Source organism: Castellaniella sp. (assembly GCF_041677825.1).
GTDB lineage: Bacteria > Pseudomonadota > Gammaproteobacteria > Burkholderiales > Burkholderiaceae_B > Castellaniella.
The window spans coordinates 1-17,165 of record NZ_JBAYPG010000010.1; the positions used below are offsets into that span (position 1 = coordinate 1).

Sequence of the window (17,165 nt, forward strand, 5' to 3'; positions counted from 1 at the left end):
CTGCCTGCCTGTACCCGTTCATCGCGAAGGGACACAAACCAGGAGACTTTCTTGAAGACATCAAACGATTCCAATCGCAAGGATCGCAATCAGCGCTGGGCGCAACTGCGCTTTGCCATCATCGGACCACTGCTGGCCGCACCGCCCCAACCAGGCCAACTGGCTGACGCCCCGCAGGCCCTGGCCGCCAGAACTTGGCGCCATCCCGTCACAGGCATGGATATCCAGTTTGGCGCCTCGAGTATCGAGCGCTGGTACTACGCCGCCCGCCGCGCAGCAGATCCAGTGGCCACACTGCGCAATCGCCCGCGCAGCGGTGGCATGCGCTTTTCCTGTGTGAGCGCGGCTGTGGCCCAGGCATTGCAGCAGCAGTACGCGAGCCATCCGGGCTGGACGACCCAGTTGCATCTCGATAACCTGCATGCCGCCTTCAACAGCAGCGACACCTACGTACCATCCTACCCTACCATCCGGCGCTACATGCTGGCTCACGGCATGTTTCGCCAGCCCCGCCCCAGGCAGGCCAGTGCCGGTGCCCTGGCCGCCCGCGATCGACTCGAGCGCCTGGAGGTGCGCAGCTTCGAAGTCGATCACGTTGGCACGCTGTGGCATCTGGACTTTCATCACGGATCACACAAAGTAGTCAGCGCCTCTGGTCAGTGGGTGACCCCGTTGTTGCTCGGCGTCATCGACGATCACAGTCGCCTGATCTGCCACCTGCAGTGGTATCTGGATGAGACCGCCCAAAGCCTCGTGCACGGCCTGTCGCAGGCGTTCATGAAGCGCGGCCTGCCCGCGCGCCTTGATGACCGATAACGGTGCGGCCATGACTGCCGAGGAGACCACAGCAGGCCTGGCCCACCTGGGCATACTGCACCAGACGACCTTGCCCTATTCGCCTTACCAGAACGCCAAGCAGGAGGCCTTCTGGGGACGACTCGAAGGACGTCTGATGGCCATGCTCGAGGGCTGTGAGCAACTGACCCTCGAGTACCTGAACCTGGCCACCCAGGCTTGGGTGGAACAGGAATATCACCGCAGCCAGCATGGCGAGATTGGCACTACGCCGCTGGCCCGCTATCTCGAGGCCCCAACGTGTTGCGCCCTTGTCCGCAGGCCAAGGTTCTGCGCCAGGCCTTGCGCACCTGCCCGATATCACCGTGGGGGCCATCAATCACCCGCAGAGCAACATCGGCGACTTTTACCGGGAGTTGGGCGACATCTTTGGTGTGCCGCTACGCCCGTCAAACCGTTAGGGTGGCTTCAAGGCCCTGCGCGAGCGCTGGGTCGCGCATCTGGAGTCGGCCCGAACCCGAATGGTGCTGCTCATCGACGAAGCCCAGGAGATGAACCCCGTGGTGCTCTCGGAACTTCGCCTGCTGGCGGCTGCCCAATTCGATTCCCAGCCGCTGCTGTGCATTATCCTGGCCGGTGACGCACGCCTGCCCGAGAAGCTGCGGCGCGAGGAACTGATCCCTTTGGGCAGCCGTATCCGCATGCGACTGGCCACCGAATTTGCCGACAAGCAGGAACTGCTGGCCTGCCTGCAGCATCTCATGGCGGGCGCGGGCAACGTCAGCCTGATGACCGAGGGCCTGTGTCAGACTCTGTGTGACCATGCATTGGGCAACTATCGAGTGCTCACCACCATGGCCGCCGAGCTGCTGGCTGCCGGTGCCGCCCGAAACCTGCCCGCACTCGATGAGAAGCTGTACATAGTGGCCAACTCGATACGCTGCTCGAGGCACTGCTGCGAGTCAAAGGCAAAGGGCAGCTGGCATCCGATACTCCACAGGTGGTGTTCGAGGCGGCGCTTTCGCTCGGTGATGTCTGGGCCTTGCACAGCCTGTGGAAGGAAGTGGGCTTTGATGCCCTTGAGCAGGTTTTTCGGCGCAATCGCTACACCAGTTCGGTCGAGCACGCGATTCGTGTCATGGTGTTCAACCGCCTGTGTGATCCTGATTCCAAGCTTGGGGTGCTGCGCTGGCTGGAAACGGTGAGTCTGCCCGAAGTGGATACCAAGGCGCTGAGCCATCAGCAATTGCTGCGCGCCATGGACGCGCTCATGGACAATCAGACTGCGATCGAGGAAATGGTGGCCGGGCTGCTGTGCCCCATGGTCGATCAGGACCTGACGCTGGCTTTTTACGACATGACCACCATCCGTATCGCTGGTCGCAGCGAACTGCGCGAGGATTTGCGTCATTATGGGCCGTCCAAGGAGGGTGGCATCGCTCGCCAGGTGATGCTTGGTGTGGTGCAGACTGCTGAGGGGCTGCCACTGCATCACGAGGTCTTTGAAGGCAATCAATCCGAGGGGCCCACTCTGCTGCCGGCATTGGAACGGGTGCTGGCGCGCTTTCCCCATATCCGACGCCTGGTGATCGTGGCCGACCGCAGCCTGCTCTCGCTGGACAACATGCAGGCGATTCTTGCGATGGCGTTGCCCGAGGCACGCACGCTGGAGTTCATACTGGCGGTGCCGGGGCGCCGCTACAGTGAATTCCACGATATCCTGCAGCAATTTCACGGGACAATCGCGGATCAGGAAAATGAGACTGTGGCCGAGACGTTCTGGCAGGGCAAGCGTCTGGTGGCCGCACACAATCCGGTGCGCGCCAGCGAACAAAGCACACGGCGCCGTGACAGGATTGCAGAACTCGAAGCGCTGGCGGCCCGCTGGGCTGGCAAGCTCGATGGGCAGGACGCCGGTGCCAGGAGCCGCGGGCGCAAGCTCTCTGACAGCGGTGTCAAGGCCAGGTTCTATCACGAGGTCAGACAGGCGCACCTGGCCCACATCATCAAGGTGGATCTGAAGTCTGATCTCTTCACCTACGATATGGATGCCAAAGCGCTTGAGCAGGCGCAACTCATGGATGGCAAGCTGCTGCTGGTGACCAACCTGACCGACCTCACGCCCACAGAGATTGTCGCACGTTACAAGAGCCTGGCCGATATCGAACGTGGCTTCAAGGTGCTGGAGTCCGAAATTGAAATTGCCCCTGTCTACTATCGTCTACCGCAGCGCATCCGGGCGCATGCCATGATCTGCTTCATGGCGCTCATTCTGTACCGACTCATGCGTCATCGGCTGCGTGCAGCGAAATCCGGCCTGTCACCGGAACGTGCTCTGGCGAGCCTGCGCCGGATCCATCAGCACCGTATCACCTTGAACAGTCAACCCCTCAATGGGATTGGTACCGTACCCCGGGAGCAATCGGAGATTCTGCATGCACTGAGACTGACAAAGCCATCCATACCCGAGCAGCTGACGCTGCTGTAGTGGCAATTTTTAAAGCGTGATCTATATAAATCAATATCTTATAATGTTTGGTGTCGAACTTCCATGTGCTGAGATCATGCTTGGGCGGCCTGCCGGGAAGCGGCATGCGGATACGGTCATCCATGAGCAAGAAGGCGGATCGTTGGGATAATTCGCCAGTGGAAAGCTTCTGGGGATTACGAAAAACGGCGGCAAGATCAGTGGCGAATGCGTCCGGTCGCGCAGATGCCAGGCAATCGCTGGATGATCTGTTTCAATGGTGAGCGCTTGCAGGCCCCTGGGGCATGACTGCCGGCAGGCGACTGCGCAAGAATGCCCCAACAGCCACGACCAGGAGCAACAGCCACAGAAACCGGCCGGTCGGCGGCTCGTTGGAAGGAGAAGCCTCGCCTGAGGACAGGGTCACCTCCTGAACCTCATAACCCTGCACTTGCCGAGCGGCCTCTTCCTGGGCGACAGTGGCCTGCCCGGGGGCCGCCGCCTGCCCGGATGCGGCCTCTTGTGCGACGGAGGCTGCCTGCCGGGTCGCCGCCGCAGGCTGGCGCGGGGTTCCCGCGTTCAATGACACGGCAGGCGCGGCGTCGTGCACCGCTCCGGGCGCTTGTGCCTGCTGGTTCAGCATCCGGTCCTGTTGCTCGGCCAAAGCCACGATTTCGGCGCTGGAACAAGTGTCGCGGTAGCAGGCGACGCCCGCTTCGGCAATCGTTTCCTGGTTGACCTGCTGCAAATGCGCCACCACGTCAGGTGATGCGGCCCAATAGCCCTTGTACACCGCCGTCAGCATGCGATCGACCAAAGCCTGATAGGCCAGCAGATTATCCGCCTGGCGAAACTTGTCCTTGATCCCCAGGTCATGACGGTCAACGACATACGTCTCATACATTTCCTGCCATTTGGCGTCATCGATCTTGTCTGGCGTGGTGACGGTCCAGCCCCAGAGATTGTCCACCACCTTGTTGATGAAGCGCGCACCGCCGTAGCCTTCAGCCAGCATGGCTTCAATCCACTGTGGATTCAGATAGCGCGAGCGCATCTCTCGGCCCATGTATTTTTCAAGGGTTTCGGTCTTCATGTCGCGCGGATTGGCCATGTTGGTAACCAATACCTCGGGGGTTGCACCATTGACCTGCCGTACGGCCATGGCTGTTCCGCCCAGGTATTGATAAAAATCGTCATTGTCCAGCGTCGCATAGATATTGGACGAACGGCTGTGCACCGCGGCCTGCACCCCCTGCAAGGCCATGCGCAGCAAGTCGACCCCCAGTTTTGGCGCCATCTCGTCGGTAACCCGTCCATCCTGCATGACCCGGCCCCCCCAGTACCCCTGCCCATAGGCATGGCTCATCCGCATGAAATAAACATCAGCCACGGCGTTCTCGTCGTCATACGTATTCGACAAAGGTATGACCTTGTCCAGGTTGGTACCGTACGTGCCCGACGGCACAGAGAACAGCCGCACGCCCGACAGGCGCTCGGCCTCGTCCTCAGCCAATCCCTGCCCGATCAGTTGGTCTCGCGTCGCACGGGCGTTCTCCCGAATGGGATTGTCGGGTTCGGGGCTATTTCGGGCAGCCGTTGCTGCTTCATCCAGCCAGCGCATCAGTGGCGCAAAAAGATCGCGGTACAGTCCCGATGGGATAACCGTTACGTCAACCCGTGGGCGGCCCAGCTCGTTGCGGGGGATGCGCTCGACGCCTGAAACGCGGCCGCGGGCATCCCAGACCGGCCGCACGCCCCAAAGTGCCAGGATCTGGGCTTCCATCACCCCTTCATGGCGGGACGACTCCACTCCCCACAAGTTGAATACGAACCGTTTGGGCCACTCGCCGTGACGCGCCCGCCAGTCGGCGACCAGTTCTTCGGCTAACTCGGCGCCGGCGGCATAGGTTGCCTCCGTGGGCAGGCGCGACGGATCAAAGCCGTACAAATTGCGGCCTGTTGGCAAGGCCTCAGGATTGCGGATGGGATCATTGCCGCTACCGGCTTCGATATAGCGCCCGGCCAGGCCTGCGGAAAGCGCATCGAGTTCAGCGGGGCCACTGGCCAGCAAGCGGCTCTGCAATTCCTGCATGCGCGCAGACCGCTCGAGGGCGGTCAGATCCGTATCCAGCGACAGGATGGCATCGGCGGTAGAACGACGCTGCGGCTCAGTGGGCGCGGTTCCAAAGGTATGCAAACCGAATGGTGTACGCTTTTCCTCGACCTCTTTGATGTAATGCTCGATGGTCTCGATGGCCTGCGAATCGACTTCGGTGAGGCCCAGATCCGTCAACAGCCCCATCTGCGCAGCCCGCTCGGCGATCGCGTGACGTATGGCATCTGGCGCAATATCCCCCTTTTGCTGCGCGACGTCATGATCGGAAATCAGGCCGATCAATGCCTTGAGTTCAGGGTTCAAGCCAGCTCTGTCCAGGGGCGGCGTTTGATGCGAGATCAGCGTCGCCATACCTCGTCGCTTTGCCTGCAGGCCTTCGCCGATATCGTCCACGATGTAGGGATACAGCTGGGGTACCGCGCCAGCAAATATCTCTCCCGGATCCGCAGCGGTGTAGCCCACCTCCTTTCCGCTGTGCCATTCATGTGTGGCGTGCGTACCCACGTGCACCATGGCGTCGACAGCCGCTTGGTGCTGCAGCCAGAGATAAAACGCCAGGTACTGGTGATGTGGGGGAATGGTGACATCGTGATAGAGCTTCTTGACATCCTGCTCCCAGCCCCGAGCGGGTTGTGGCGCAAAAATCAGATTGCCCCACTGCTGCGCAGGGAACAGGAAATGGCCAACGCCCTCGGCATCGCGCCAGATGCCGATATTCGAATCCTCGGGATCGCCCCAAGCCTGTACCATGGCTGTGCGCAATACTTCCGGCAGACGGTCAAAATAATGACGATACGCCGACACAGGCCACAATACGGCCCGTCCGCTGGCCGCCAACGCGGCGACCGCACCGGGTTCCCAATTGCCTATATTGCTGCCGTACTCATGAATCGCATCGAACAGCGTTTCTTCCGAATCCGGGGCCCCGTCGCTGCGAAAGCCTTCTGTGCGCAGGCGCTGCAGAATCTGCCACAGAGACCGCGGCAAGACATTCAGGTAAGACGCGCCGATGTTTTCCTTTCCTGGAGGATAGTTGTAATAGAGTATGGCCACTTTTTTCTCTGCGGCGGGCGCCTGGCGCAGAGTCAGCCAGCGTCGCACGCGCTCGGCTACGCGCGTTACCCGCTCTGGTATTGGCGTCTCGACCATGACGTCCTGGCCAGACCCCCGCTCGTGGCGCGCCTCCTTGCTGGCCACCACAGTGGGCTGGCCGGCGCCTCCGAACTCCGCCAACGCCACTTGCCAGGCTCTTTCAGCCACGTCCAGGCCAATGGGTGATGCTTCCCAATCCGCGCGGCTCTGATTGCTCAACGTAATGGCGTTGATCACCGGTACATCGAGTGCCTTCAAAACGGGGATGGTTGCATCGGGCGTCGTGCCAATCTTCAGCCCCAAGGCAATCAGGACATCAATGCGTGAGCGTCCGTCGGCGTCCATGAAGAAGCGCCTGATCGCCGCCTCATTCGGATAACCAAAAACCGGCAAGGCTTTCAGGCCCTGGGCCTCCAGGTCGTCGGCCAGCGCCTTGACGGTGGCGGTTTGTGTCGACAAGGCATTCGTACGATAGAACAGAATGCCCACCCGTGCTGCCTGATCAAGACCCGGGCGCCATTGCAGGAATTCCTCCAAGTGCGCCGTCGACCGGCCGCTGTCCGGGTCAAAATAAGCCATCTGCAAGACTGGCTGGGGTGGCGGTGCGGGAGCACCCAAACCGAGGTCGCGCCACAGGACCAGACGAATCAAATGGGCCACGTTGGTCACCCCGCCCGACGCCATGTATTCTTGCATCTGTTCATCATGGATCAGGCCAAAATCGGAAAAATCGTCGTCCCAACTGGGCCCCAAAGCGTAAATACGTGCGCCAGCGGCGGCCATGGATGGCAATTCGTCTTCCAGCTGCCTGACCAGACCGCGCCCGAAAGTCTGTATGATCACGACGTCCGACCGCCGTAATTGCTCCAGATCGGCCGATGGCAGGCTTGTACTGTGATAAATCGCGAAGCGCACATCCGCCAGCGCGGGGTCATCACGCAACTGTTGCACGGCCGCCGCCGCCGTCAAAGAATCCAGGTCGCTGAAAACCAGGCTGATCGTCGGCGGCCCCATGTCGGTACGGGCCGCAACGCCCGGCGTTGACCAGACCGCGGCACAACACAGCCAGAGCCACACCAGCAGCCCCTGCCGAACAGTCGACGGTGCCTTACTCCGGCACATAGACCATCCGGCCGTCATTCAGACGGTAGGCCGTGCCCAGTCGTTCACCCTCACCAGACAGTTTTTTGTCCGTCATTTTCCGGGCCTTGATCTCGTTGCCCTTTTTCGTGATGATTTCGACTTGGCCGTCCGCGCCCTGCTTTGTAATTGTCACGCTCGAATCGGGGTTCAGAAAATCCAGCAGATCGTACGCCATGAAAAGCGCAATCATCATCGACACGATCAAGACAATCGAAGCATCAAATAAATTGGCAACACCGGAAATGGGATCTTCTTGCGCATTCTGACGAAGATTGAAGCGTCGCCACCGTTTCATGTGGCGCATGACAGCTCCTCTTTTGCGACATCCTGCAAAGAACGGGAGGCAATTTCCGTTTGGTATTCCATTTCGCAAATATCGGCATAAAGCCACTTCTCGCGCACCAGCGCGGTCAGGTAAGCGATCACGCCGCACCCCAGGCCAACCACGGTGGCCGTAAAAGCCATGACCATGCTGCTCGCCATTTGCGGTATGTCCCCATCGGCGAGCGCAGCCAGTGAGACCCCCATAGGGATCAAGGTACCCATCAGGCCCAGGGCCGGCCCGGCCCGGATGACGAAACGGATGCGATCCAGGCTGGCCGAGACAGCCAGCTCAGCCCTTTGCAGCAGACGCTCCAAACGCGCATCCAGGTGTGGAGCCCGGGCGGCCAGCTCGATATGCAGCTGGGCCAGGTACAGCGCCACGGCACGCGAAGAACGGCGCCGTTCCCAGGCCTCGTGAGCCAAAGCACCCAACGTCAGCAGCACATAAATGACCAAACCAGCGAGGGCCACAATGACTGGCAGGTACAGCGCGTTGCCGATTTCGAATAAAAAGTGCTCCAACAGTTGGATCATCAAACACCTCTGGATGTATCAATGCGCTACCCGTACATGGCAGCGCCAATCAAAACTGGCCGGATAATTCAAAAAACCATGAGCGGCCCGGAGCAAGATAAGAAGAAAAATATTTTCGGTTGAAGACATTGTCCACCGACAGCGATGCGCTCAGATGGCGTCCGATCCGATAACTGGCCTTCAGATCGACCAGGGTGTAGGGATCGTACGAGCCCGGGACGCCATTGACGACGTCCGTATTCATATCGGTGTTGTAGCGTTTGGAGACATAGCGCAGATTCCCTGACGCCGACCAGTCACCGCGCTCCCAGTCGATGCCAAACGAGGTCATTACGCGGGGAATCTGCGTCAGCCGCTTACCGACAAGCGCGGGATTGGCGGGATTTTCCTTGATCCGGGTGTCGTTATAGGTGAAGTTGGCGAAGGTGCGCCAATGTGCATCGATATCCTGGCTCGCCGCGACCTCGATGCCCTGGCTGAAGGCGCGGGCCACATTGCCCCACACCTGGCACGCCAGCGTGGTCGTTCCGCACACCGAAAGCCGTTCCGCATCCGCTGTAACCGTACGTCGATAAATCATGTTGTCGAAATCATTACGGAAATAGGTCAGCTTGAATTCCGCTCCCTTCCAGGGCCGAAAATCGCCACCCAGCTCAAACCCTTTCATGGTTTCGGGTGTCAACTGCGGCCCCCCGGCGTAAACGGTGGTGGATGATTTCCAGGTGCGATACAAGTCATAAATGCCGGGCGCACGAAAAGCCTTGCCGACGCTGGTACGCAGGGTGAGCGCAGGGTTGACGACCCAGACAAGGCCAAGGCTGGGTGACACCGAGCCCACCGCCTTGTTGGCGTAGGTTTGGGCAAATCCATCGGATGCATAGTTACTGGCGTAGCCACTGTAGGATCGCCAACGATCATAGCGGGCCCCCAGGTACGCATGCACGCCTTCGGCCAGTTCCAGTTCGAGCTGGGCAAAGAGGCCGATCGTGGTCGCCTTGCCGCCTGAATCCGCCACCCGGGCCGTACGCGACCCCGGGTCACGCCAGTCTGCCAGATCGTACTCACTGGTGTCGGCACGTTCATGGCGCCAGCTGGCACCCCACACCAGCAGGTGACGATCCATCAGAGGCGTCGTTACGGTCGCATCGAACAGCGCCACGCGAGAGGGCGTCTGGGAATAGCCGTTGGCTGCGCCGCCCCCCTCCAGGCTCGCTGTCGTTGACGAGGCACTGACAGAGGTATACCAATTGGTACGTGAGTCGACGAGCCCGCCTTGCAGTTTCAGATCAGAATCCCCCAGGCGCGTTTCCATGCCAAGGCTGTACAGGTTGCGCTCATATCGCCCTTGCCCGGGCAAAAATGCGGCCTCTGATAGCCATGCCCCGCTATCGGCCTGATAGCTCCAGACAGAATTTCCCGACGAATCGCGCAAGTAAGTCTGATGATCGTCGTATTCATAGCGATATACTGTGCGGAAAAAACGCGCCGAAAGCGTCGTGGCCGGGTTGACCTTGAATTGCCCGCGCAGTGAAACCTCCTGATCGTGCCAGGCATTTCGGCCACGGTCGCCAACAATGAAGTTGTTGCTGCCACTGACCGTCCGTGACGGTTCGGCGCCGTCGATACCCGCGGGCGGCCTGAGTGCCGTTGTCACCAGGTCGGACGCGTAGCCGTGCGTTGCGGTGGCCGATACCGACGCGATCATGGACAGCCCGCTTTCCCAGGCGTTGCCCAGCGAAACATAGCTGCGCCGCAGATTGGCCAACCCACGGTCCGAGCGCAGACCGCTGCCATAACCAACACGAAAACGGTACTCCTCAGTCTGTGGCATGCGGGTTATGAAATGAACCACGCCGCCCATGGCACTCGACCCATACAGGCTGGAGCCTGGCCCCAGCGCCACCTCGACACGCTCGAGATCCTCGGGTGCAAAACCGCCCAACCGTGCAGAATTGTCGTAGGCATCATTGAGCGGCAAACCATCGATCAGTACCAAGGAACGTTTGCCGCCCGGGACGCCACGCATAATGATTTCGCTTCGTGTATCCATCAGGCCCTTGCCACGCTGCACGAACACCCCTGGCACGAACCGCAGCGCATCATCGAGCGACTTGATGTTCCGTTTCTCCAGGTTCTCGGCCGTCAGCGCATAACTGGCGCCAGGCGTCTCATTTGCCGCCGTGGCGGATCGGGTTGCCGTCACGACAATAGGCGACAAGGTGCCAACATGATCGGCAGCCCCGACGTTCTGAGCCGGCAGAAGTCCCCCCACCAGCGCCAGTGTGCCCGCAAGGGTGTGTCTGCCAATCCGTCCCGGGCAAGATGATTTTTTTGTTTCTCTGGTCAGCATGGAAAAAAGCGGCCTGTTTTTTAATTGTTTTTATCCAATGATTGCAAAAAGACCGTACCTGACAGCGCAGGCAGGGGAGAAAGAAAGCAGGCTTGGGGATTCCAAAGGCGGTCGATCAACACCCGCGCCAAGGCCCCTGCAAAGCCCTGCGATTCGAAGCCGCGACAATGTTACGACACATGTCAGACCAGGTCAAAACATGGACACGATGCAGAGGATATTTCGCTCGGGGTCAGTTGGGCACCGCACCCTCAGCCAACTGCCAGCTTGGCTGCCTCCTGTCACATGAAATCCAACATGGCACTGCGCAGGCGCCTGGTGCTGGATGTATTCCTGGCCGCGGCCGTGATCCGGGCGACTGACATTCTGTGACTGCCAGTGAAACAGTTCCTCGTTGATCAGTTGCTCGTACAGGCCGATGTGTTGCATGGTGCTCGGATTTCGCTCAACTGGATACAATCAGGATACCGAAATGACGCCTGCCCTACCAGCTGGCTTGCGAGACATTCATCCTGGGAGACCCGCACTGATGGCAAGCAACCTGACCTATCCGTGGCTGTACGACGTGGTTCGGGCGCGTTTCGAGTCCGACGGGGCCATGGACGCTTTCCTGCCCCAGGCCACGCCGCCCGAAGTTCTCGCACGCAAGGGTGATGACCGGTATTTGTCCGCAATGACACAGCGGATATTCCAGGCCGGCATGCAGCATTCGGTGGTCGATGCAAAATGGCCGGCGTTCGAAGCGGCCTTTTCCGGCTTTGCGCCCGAGCCTATGGCCATGCTGGATGACGCTGCCCTGCAGCGTCACATGCAGAATCCAGCCCTCATCCGCCATTGGGCCAAATTGCAGACCATCCCCAGAAATGCCCGGTTCATCCTGGATGTTCGTCAGGCGCAGGGCCGGGGCTTCGGGGCGTTCATTGCAGACTGGCCGGTTACCGACATCGTGGGCCTGTGGCGCCTGCTGGCCACTCGGGGCGCGCGCCTGGGGGGGCGCTCGGCTGCCGGGTTCCTGCGGCTGGTTGGCAAGGATACCTTTCTGCTCACCAGCGACGTGGTGGCACGTTTGGTGGCTGCCGGCGTCATTGCGCGCGCGCCTGCCAGCCAGCGTGATCTACAGGCCGTGCAGGGGGTGTTCAATGCGCTGCAGCAGGCTTGCGGCCGGCCCCTGTGCCAATTGTCGGCCATGCTCGCCCTCAGCATTCATCCGGCCTTCTAGGGGCTGCCGGCCGCCTGGCCAGGCGTGCCCGTGCGAGCATCGCCAGATCCCTGCGGTGCTGGCTCCACAGGCCGTATGCCCTGCGTCAGTTCGGCCAACGCGGCTTCGTCCAGCGTCTCTTTCTGCAGCAGTTCCCGTGCGGCACGCTCCAGCGTGTCGCGATGCCGGGCCAGAATGCCAGTGGCACGCTGGAACGCATCCATGACGATGGCGCGTACCGTGGCATCGATATGCTGCTGTGTCTCCGGGCTGATCGGGTGGCTGCCGCCCGGCGGGTAGCCGGGAGCATCCAGGAAGCGCGGCCGTTGTGCCTCGTAGACCACGTAGCCCAGTGACTCGTCCATGCCGTAGCGGGTCACCATGTCGCGGGCAATGTCGGTCACTTTGGCCAGGTCATCGGCCGCGCCGGTGGACAGGTGCCCGAAGACCAGTTTCTCGGCGGCGCGCCCGCCCAGCAGCACCATGATCTTGTGCTCCAGCTCCGTGCGCGTCATCAGGTAGCGATCCTCGGTGGGGCGCTGGATGGTGTAGCCCAGCGCGCCGATGCCGCGCGGAATGATCGACACCTTGTGGATGGTATCGCTGCCCGGCAATGACAGGGCGACCAGTGCATGGCCCATCTCGTGATACGCGACGATCTCGCGCTCGCGCGGATTCAGGACGCGGTTCTTTTTTTCCAGGCCGGCGACGATACGCTCGATGGCCAGCGTGAAATCATCCAGCGTGACGTCGCTGCCATCGCGTCGGGTCGCAGCCAGGGCGGCTTCGTTGCACAGGTTGGCGAGATCGGCGCCAGAGAATCCGGTGGTCAGGGCCGCGACCTGTTCGAGGTCCACGTCGGCGGCCAGCTTGATTTTGCGGATGTGGACTTTCAGGATTTGCACGCGGCCTGCCTTGTCCGGGCGGTCGACCAGCACCTGGCGATCGAAGCGCCCCGCGCGCAGCAGGGCGGGGTCGAGAATTTCCGGCCGGTTGGTCGCCGCCAGCAGCACCACGCCTGATGAACCATCGAAACCATCCAGTTCGACCAGCAGTTGCTGCAGGGTCTGTTCGCGCTCATCATGGCCGCCGATCATGGTGCTGGTGCCCCGCGCACGGCCCAGGGCATCGAGCTCGTCGATGAAGATGATGGCCGGCGCCTTGCTGCGCGCCTGTTCGAACAGATCGCGCACGCGGGCCGCACCCACACCGACGAACATCTCGACGAACTCGGTGCCGCTGATGCTGAAGAAGGGCACCGCGGCCTCGCCGGCCACGGCCTTGGCCAGCAGGGTCTTGCCGGTGCCTGGCGGGCCTACCAGCAGAATGCCCTTGGGCATGCGTGCGCCCAGCCGGCCATGCGCCTGGGGATCCCTGAGGAATGAAATGATTTCCTGCAGCTCGGCCTTGGCCTCGTCCACACCTGCGACGTCGGCGAATGTGACGCCCGTATCCTTTTCGACATACACCTTGGCCCGGCTTTTGCCGATGTTCATGAAACTGCCCATGCTGCCCATGCGGCTGGTCATGCGCCGGATCAGGAAAAACCACAGGCCCACGAAGATCAGCACCGGGAAGACCCAGGACAGCACGTCACGCAGCCAGGTGCTTTCAATGCGCCGGGAGTAGGGCACATTGTATTGATCGAGCCACGCTGACACATCGGGGTCCACGCGGTTGGCGGCGATCATGGTCTTGCCTTGATCGGTGGCTTTCAGCGTGCCCGTGATCTGCGTGTCTCCAATCACGACGTTTGCAATTTTGCCGTCGACCAGGGCCTTTTCAAATTCGCTGAACGGCACGGGCTCGACCTGACTCGCCTGCCAGAAATTCTGCAGTACCAGCAGCAACAGCAGTGCCAGCAGCCAGTAGCCGACATTCCACGAAATCTTTGAATTTGAGGGGCGTGATGCGGGCATGGCGGTTCTTCCGTACAAGTCGTCGATCGTGCGGCATCCGCATTGCGCGGCTTGCTGCACGGGTGTTCATGTTGCGCGCACGATTCATGTCGCACGCCCGGTTCAGGACGCTGCGCTGCGTGCCGATCGCGTCAGTCGGCAGCCATCTTCCGCTCGGCGATTTTCTGGCGCAACTCTTCGATGGCCTGCTGCCTGGCCTTTGGCGTGCCCCAGGGCGCGCGTTCGGTCGATTTCGGAGCGGGTTGCGATGGGATGGGTTGCGGCTGGATGGGTTGCGGCGGGATTCGTGCCGCTTGCCTCGCCTTCAATTCCGCGCGGAGCTCGGCCAGCGCATGCTCGAAAACGATGGGGTCCGTGCGCGCGGGCATCCGGGCCTGCAACAGGCAGGCATCGATGTTGGTCCAGGCCACATTCTGGGCAAATTCATTGATGAAAGGCAGATTCAGAGCCTGATGCACCGGAACCCACGAGTCTTCGGTACCGTTTCTGACACGGATGGAAAGTTCGGGGTTGAATTGGTAGAACCCCTGCCGCACCCGCTTGAACAAGGCACGGTTGTAGCGGTAATCACGCGCCACTTCATTGCGCGACAGCACGTTGGATACATGGGCGCGCCGGTTCTGCACGTCGCGTACGATACCGGTGGGCAGTGCAGCCCAGGCGTTCAGGATCATCTCGGTGTCAAAAGCGCTGTAGTCGCAGAGCAGGGGATCGGTGAAGCAGGTCTTGTAGAGCGCCCACATGGTCTGGAACAGGATATATTCCGCAAGATGCCGTTCAATGCGCACCAGGCGATCGCCGGTATTGACGTCGATGGCCGCAGGCGCCAGAAGCCCGTACAGGGCCTGGAAAGGCCCATGTGCAAAGCTCTCATCCTGAAATGCCTTGCGCATGGCCCAATGCAGGGCATTGCAGCCGAAATGATCCACGGCGTCGCGATCGGCCCCGCGCTCGAGCAGCGTTTCGGCCAGCGCCACATTGCCGGCCGCCGCAGCGGCCATCAGTGGCGTGAGATTCATGGGCAGGCGGTGTTCGACCCCATAGGTATCGCATTGCTGCAGGATGTCCTTGAACGTGCGCGCGAAATAGTTCGCATGGGATTTGTGTGCCAGCGCGATGCGCTGCTCGGTGAACGAGCCCGCAGCCTTGTAGCCGGCGTCTGATTCCAGCTTCTCGGCCAGGAGGGGCAGGTCATGGCAGATCGCGATCTCATAGGCCTGCTGCCGCGGCTTGTTGCCGGGCTGCCGGTCGCGAAACACTTTCACCAGCAGTTCGGTGGTTCGGGCCTGATCGAAGACCGGCCAGGGTACGGTCTTTTGCCTGAGAATGCCCTCGCGTATGGCTTCGGCCTGTTCCTGCTTGCCCTGCAGTTCGAGCTTGCGCGCCTCTTTCTGCCAGTCTTCCGTGCTGGCCTTGCGGGCAATCACCCGAACGGGCGCCCCTTCGGCCAGGCCCAGCAGTTCGAACAGGGGGTGCCCCGGATCGGACTCGATGACGTACAGATTGCGCAGGGCCCGGGTCAGGGCAACGTACAGCGCATTGACGTAGAACTTGTAGATCTGCAGCGATTTGTCGGTCTTGTCCCGGGCCCGCCGATAGTCGAGCGTGTCGGCTTCCAGATCGGAGGGGGCTATGCCATGGGCGACTTCCGAGAATTCCTGGCGGTGGTCGGAAACGAACCGATAGAGGATGATGTTGTCGTACTCGAGCCCCTTGGCTTCGCGCACGGAAAACAGCAGGGGAGTGCGGAAGTGCCTGCGCGCCTGCGCCTTGTCTTCATCACGCATGACCAGCACTGCGAACTGGGTCGACTGGCTGATCTGCCGATCCAGATCCTTCTTGACGGATGGCTGGTCGGTCATCAGGTGCACAGTGCCCGGGGCGCCACCCACGGCGTCGACCAGGTAGTTGCTCTCGCGGTCGATGGAACCGAAACGCTGCTGCTTGAGCTTGAGCAACTGGTTGGCCACCCGGGTGGCTTCATGGCCATTGCGGAAGTTGGCGTTCAGTACATTCAGGGTTTGGCGGCTGGCCAGTTCGGGATCACGCCAGAACAGGTTCTTGACTTGCGACCAGGAAAAGAAGTTCGGGTGGACGATCTGATTCGAGTCGCCGCACAGCAGGAACTGCCCCGGTTTGGTCAGGGTCTTGAGGATCAGGGCCAGTTGCACCGGCGTCATGTCCTGGACTTCGTCGATCACCACGAAATCGTAGCGTGGCGTGACCCGGGCCAGCCATTCCCAGGCGATCAGGTTCAGGTCGAAGAGCCCGGCTTGCTGCAGCCAAGCCCGGTATTTCTCGAACAGATCGTATACCGTATCGCGCTGGTTTTCGGTGAAGATCGATTCGCGCACCCCCAGCGCGCGATAGCCCTCGCGGGTCAGGGGCCCCTGGGCGGATGCCGTGATGACGCCGCGGATTTCTTCGAATGCCTGATGCGGATCCAGACCCCGAAAGGCCTGGCGCATGCGTTCGAACCATGCCGTGAAGTCGCGCCACAGGGCTTCGCGCCCCTGGGGAACCCGGATCGACTCGACCAGATCCCGGAAGGACAGAAAGGTGGCTTCTTGCCTGTCGTGTGTAAAACCATGCGCCTGATACAGATCACGGGCACTCTGGGCGAGGTAGGCCGAATGGGTCACATACAGGACATCGCCTTCGGCCTGCTTGAGTTTTTCAAGGGTCAGTACGGTCTTGCCGCTGCCGGCACTGCCCACCACGACGAGCGGTGCAGGCATGCGAAAAATCGCCTCTTGTGTATCGTCGAATGAAATGGGTTTATCCAGCACATGCATGACGGACCGGGTCGGATGCAGGTAGCGCAGCGGCTCGGCATCGGTGCTGGCCGACTGTGGATCGAAATCGGGGATCTTTGCCTCGTCGACCCGGGCGCCACGCAGAAAGCGCGAGCTGTCGTAGTCGTGGTTGCGTATGACTTCCAGCATCAGGGCGCAGACCTCATCGCCATGGCGCAGCAGCGAGAACAGCAGGCGGTCGGCTGCATCCAGCCGGGCGCGATAGAATTTGCCGCGGTTGATGCCGCTGAGTTTCTTGACCTGGGCTGCCTGAAAATCCCCGGCGCCGATGGCCTGGCAGACCTTGCGATAGGCCTTGCCGACACCACGGGTATCCAGGTCGATGTATTCGAGTATGCGCATGAAATCGAGTATACAGTCCCCGAGGATCAGCAATGGTATTCATGCGGTGAACCGGCCCGGGCCTTGAGG

The 17,165-nt window shown here is 61.0% G+C and carries 8 protein-coding genes and 3 pseudogenes; 5 read left to right on the forward strand and 6 right to left on the reverse strand.

From position 1 onward, the window contains the following. Positions 1 to 51: 51 nt before the first annotated feature. From WCY17_RS05915 to WCY17_RS05930, 4 genes and pseudogenes are all read left to right on the forward strand, one after another. Positions 52 to 1,143 (forward strand): annotated as a pseudogene (locus tag WCY17_RS05915) (DDE-type integrase/transposase/recombinase); the annotation flags it as partial. 128 nt (positions 1,144 to 1,271) lie between these two features. After that, a pseudogene (locus tag WCY17_RS05920) lies at positions 1,272 to 1,445 on the forward strand (AAA family ATPase); the annotation flags it as partial. A 275-nt stretch (positions 1,446 to 1,720) separates the two neighbouring features. Further along, positions 1,721 to 3,283: pseudogene (locus WCY17_RS05925) on the forward strand (IS1634 family transposase); the annotation flags it as partial. Positions 3,284 to 3,405: 122 nt separating this feature from the next. Then, complete coding sequence (locus WCY17_RS05930; protein ID WP_372701254.1) at positions 3,406 to 3,546, forward strand: hypothetical protein; 141 nt, start codon at positions 3,406 to 3,408, stop codon at positions 3,544 to 3,546. Here WCY17_RS05930 and WCY17_RS05935 read toward each other — a convergent pair. From WCY17_RS05935 to WCY17_RS05950, 4 genes are all read right to left on the reverse strand, one after another. Then, on the reverse strand, positions 3,537 to 7,484 hold the full coding sequence (locus tag WCY17_RS05935) for a cobaltochelatase subunit CobN (protein ID WP_372701255.1): 3,948 nt from the start codon (positions 7,482 to 7,484) through the stop codon (positions 3,537 to 3,539). The genes WCY17_RS05930 and WCY17_RS05935 overlap by 10 nt on opposite strands. A gap of 94 nt (positions 7,485 to 7,578) precedes the next feature. Further along, positions 7,579 to 7,917 (reverse strand): DUF2149 domain-containing protein, encoded by a 339-nt coding sequence (locus WCY17_RS05940; RefSeq protein ID WP_372701256.1) that lies wholly within the window; start codon positions 7,915 to 7,917, stop codon positions 7,579 to 7,581. Next, entirely contained in the window at positions 7,905 to 8,471 is a 567-nt protein-coding gene (locus WCY17_RS05945) for a MotA/TolQ/ExbB proton channel family protein (RefSeq protein ID WP_372701257.1), read from the reverse strand. The genes WCY17_RS05940 and WCY17_RS05945 overlap by 13 nt, the downstream gene beginning before the upstream one ends. Before the next feature lie 49 nt (positions 8,472 to 8,520). Beyond that, positions 8,521 to 10,821 (reverse strand): TonB-dependent receptor, encoded by a 2,301-nt coding sequence (locus WCY17_RS05950; RefSeq protein WP_372701258.1) that lies wholly within the window; start codon positions 10,819 to 10,821, stop codon positions 8,521 to 8,523. Positions 10,822 to 11,350: 529 nt separating this feature from the next. On the opposite strand from WCY17_RS05950, the gene WCY17_RS05955 reads away from it, so the two are divergent. Beyond that, the gene (locus tag WCY17_RS05955; RefSeq protein WP_372701259.1) at positions 11,351 to 12,040 is read left to right on the forward strand and encodes a DNA-3-methyladenine glycosylase I; all 690 of its coding nucleotides are present in this window, start codon (positions 11,351 to 11,353) and stop codon (positions 12,038 to 12,040) included. Here WCY17_RS05955 and ftsH read toward each other — a convergent pair. Both ftsH and WCY17_RS05965 read right to left on the reverse strand, forming a co-directional pair. After that, complete coding sequence (ftsH, locus tag WCY17_RS05960) at positions 12,037 to 13,938, reverse strand: ATP-dependent zinc metalloprotease FtsH (protein ID WP_372701260.1); 1,902 nt, start codon at positions 13,936 to 13,938, stop codon at positions 12,037 to 12,039. The two genes, WCY17_RS05955 and ftsH, sit on opposite strands and share 4 nt — an antisense overlap. 131 nt (positions 13,939 to 14,069) lie before the next feature. After that, entirely contained in the window at positions 14,070 to 17,096 is a 3,027-nt protein-coding gene (locus tag WCY17_RS05965; RefSeq protein ID WP_372701261.1) for a UvrD-helicase domain-containing protein, read from the reverse strand. Positions 17,097 to 17,165 lie beyond the last annotated feature (69 nt).

Coding starts and splice junctions, on each gene's coding strand:
- WCY17_RS05965 (WP_372701261.1), bottom strand. CDS start 17,096: ATGCGCATACTCGAATACATCGACCTGGATACCCGTGGTGTCGGCAAG.
- WCY17_RS05955 (WP_372701259.1), top strand. CDS start 11,351: ATGGCAAGCAACCTGACCTATCCGTGGCTGTACGACGTGGTTCGGGCG.
- WCY17_RS05945 (WP_372701257.1), bottom strand. CDS start 8,471: ATGATCCAACTGTTGGAGCACTTTTTATTCGAAATCGGCAACGCGCTG.
- ftsH (WP_372701260.1), bottom strand. CDS start 13,938: ATGCCCGCATCACGCCCCTCAAATTCAAAGATTTCGTGGAATGTCGGC.
- WCY17_RS05930 (WP_372701254.1), top strand. CDS start 3,406: ATGAGCAAGAAGGCGGATCGTTGGGATAATTCGCCAGTGGAAAGCTTC.
- WCY17_RS05935 (WP_372701255.1), bottom strand. CDS start 7,484: ATGGGGCCGCCGACGATCAGCCTGGTTTTCAGCGACCTGGATTCTTTG.
- WCY17_RS05940 (WP_372701256.1), bottom strand. CDS start 7,917: ATGCGCCACATGAAACGGTGGCGACGCTTCAATCTTCGTCAGAATGCG.
- WCY17_RS05950 (WP_372701258.1), bottom strand. CDS start 10,821: ATGCTGACCAGAGAAACAAAAAAATCATCTTGCCCGGGACGGATTGGC.